Here is a 2,436-nt window from a genome sequence, read left to right on the forward strand (position 1 = left end):
TGATCCCAATCGACAGAGGCTCCTAGACGACGAAGTTGACGTGTGATGGTGCCACCTGATTCTTCCTTCCATTCCCAAATTTTATCGAGAAATGCTTCACGACCTAGGTCGTGTCGAGTTTTATCTTCTTCAGCGGCTAATTTTCTCTCAACAACCATTTGAGTCGCGATACCCGCGTGGTCAGTACCAACTTGCCATAGCGTGTTGTTGCCTTTCATTCGATGATAGCGAATTAAGGCATCCATGATGCTGTCTTGAAACGCGTGCCCCATGTGGAGGCTGCCAGTGACGTTCGGTGGGGGGATCATGATTGAATATGGCGTGCCTTCACCACTTGGTTTGAAGAAGCCTTCGTCTTCCCATTTTTGATACCAAGTTTGTTCAATTTCACTAGGTTGGTAGGTTTTATCCATCGTTGTGTTTCACTACTTTTTTGGCGTTGATTTTAGAAAGAGGCGCATTATATATCTGCGGGGGCAAACAAGGTAGTTATGTTCCCAATTAACGACGTAAGTCGTGCGTATTTATGTCTTCGCCGTTAGATTTAAGTTGCTTGAACAAGGCTCGTGCAGATTCCAGTTGCTTCTGGTCATTACGAACTATGAACATTCGTCGTTTCATCTGAGGTTCTTCGGCTAGCTTGGTCGGGCCAAGGTATACGCAAATGTTAGTGTCTGTGGCTTTGAATGAAGGATCATTCGCGCCCTGCGATGACGCAATAGCTATGGGGTAACTTGGGCTTGGGGATACTGATTGCTGATGCGGAAGAAAAGAGCTATCTCGATAAGACCAGAGCAGCTCGTCAAGACTTTTAGCATCGATGTCGCTTTCACACACAAATAATATAGTTTGATTTGCTGCGATGGCTTTTTCAGCGATCCGACAAGCTATGCTTGCCAGATCACTAAATGCATTCCCTTTGGAAATATAAATGTCGGTTTGTTTGTGCATTTATTTTGCGTGATTCATTAAGTAATTCAGTAGCAAAGGAACCGGTCGGCCTGTTGCGCCCTTGTTGGCGCCGGAAGTCCATGCAGTTCCAGCAATGTCTAGGTGTGCCCATGTGTATTTTTTGGCGAATTTAGACAAGAAGCAAGCGGCTGTGATACTGCCAGCGCCTTTTCCTCCAATATTTTGCATGTCGGCAAATGGGCTGTCTAATTGCTTATGGTATTCATCCCAGATTGGCAGTTGCCAAGCTTTATCATTTGCTTCTTGGCCACACTGTAATAGCGTTTCAGCGAACTCATCATTATTGCTCATTACGGCGCTAGTAGAGTGGCCAAGTGCAATAATGCATGCGCCCGTCAGCGTCGCAATATCAATAACTGATTTGGGTTTGAATTTCTCAACGTAGGTGAGTGCATCACAAAGAACGAGTCGTCCTTCTGCGTCCGTATTAAGAATTTCAACAGTTTGACCTGATGCGGTTGTAACGATATCTCCCGGCTTTGATGCGTTGCCCGCAGGCATATTCTCTGCAGCGGCGATTACGCCGATAATATTCTTTTTTGGAGCAAGTTCGGCTATTGCGCGCATTGTACCGAGCACGCTGGCTGCGCCGCACATGTCATACTTCATCTCGTCCATTGCTTGGCCAGGTTTTAAGCTGATACCGCCCGTGTCGAACGTAATGCCTTTACCAACCAGTACGTGAGGCGCAGATTTAGCTGCGCCGCCTTTGTATTCTAAAACAATCAGCTTTCCTGGCTCAGTACTGCCTTTGCTCACCGATAAGAATGCACCCATATTGAGCTTTTCCATATCTTTTTCTTCAAGAACTTTGCAGGACAAAGAGTTGAATTCTTTCGCCATTTCTTTTGCAACTTTTGCGAGGTAGCTTGGTGTCGCGACATTTCCGGGCTCATTTCCTAGGTCACGTGTGAGCGCCATACCAATTGATTTGGCTTGAGAATAACCAAGGGCTTTTTTGACTCCATTTTGTTCTTTTTTATCGCAAACAAAGGTGAGCTGTGTTGGTGTTGGTTTCTTTGATTTTTCAGATTTGTATGTTTCGAAGCGATAGCTTGCACTAGCGATTGAAGAGCTAAATGCCTCTGCAGCTTCAGCGGTGTGTTCCGCAAGGTCAGAGATGCCAAGGGTAATAGTCTTTGGCGTATGTGCGAGGATATCTTTAGTTGCTGATGCCGCTGCTTTTAATATTGACGCTTTATTAAGGGCTTTTTGCTCGCCCAGCCCAACAATAATTATTTGCTTCGAATTTGCGTCAAGAGAAGTGATTGTAATTGATGAGCCAAGCTCACTTTTGAAACCAAGGTTTTTGATAGATTTGCTTAAGCTTTGGTTAGTGGCTGTATCTAGGTCACTCGCTTGTTGCCCTAATGCCGATTTCTGGAAGCTAAATATGCAAGTAATATCGCTTTTAATTTCACTTAACTTGCGGATTGACGCGTTGTATTTCATTATTCCCACCTA

Annotated in this window: 3 protein-coding genes; all 3 read right to left on the reverse strand. The window is 45.0% G+C overall.

What is annotated here, in order from left to right:
- A partial coding sequence (locus tag A3762_RS11150; RefSeq protein ID WP_156493405.1) for a class I tRNA ligase family protein occupies positions 1-413 on the reverse strand: 413 nt, incomplete at its 3' end.
- Between the two features lie 88 nt (positions 414-501).
- Positions 502-951: a DNA polymerase III subunit chi gene (locus A3762_RS11155; protein ID WP_068755526.1), complete on the reverse strand. Its 450-nt coding sequence runs from the start codon at positions 949-951 to the stop codon at positions 502-504.
- The gene (locus A3762_RS11160; protein ID WP_068755528.1) at positions 952-2,424 is read right to left on the reverse strand and encodes a leucyl aminopeptidase; all 1,473 of its coding nucleotides are present in this window, start codon (positions 2,422-2,424) and stop codon (positions 952-954) included.
- Between the last annotated feature and the right edge of the window lie 12 nt (positions 2,425-2,436).

The sequence above is a fragment of the Oleiphilus sp. HI0125 genome (genome assembly GCF_001635355.1).

Bases quoted from the DNA above. Each gene is read 5' to 3' on its own strand.
- A3762_RS11155 (WP_068755526.1), bottom strand. From the start codon at position 951: ATGCACAAACAAACCGACATTTATATTTCCAAAGGGAATGCATTTAGT.
- A3762_RS11160 (WP_068755528.1), bottom strand. From the start codon at position 2,424: ATGAAATACAACGCGTCAATCCGCAAGTTAAGTGAAATTAAAAGCGAT.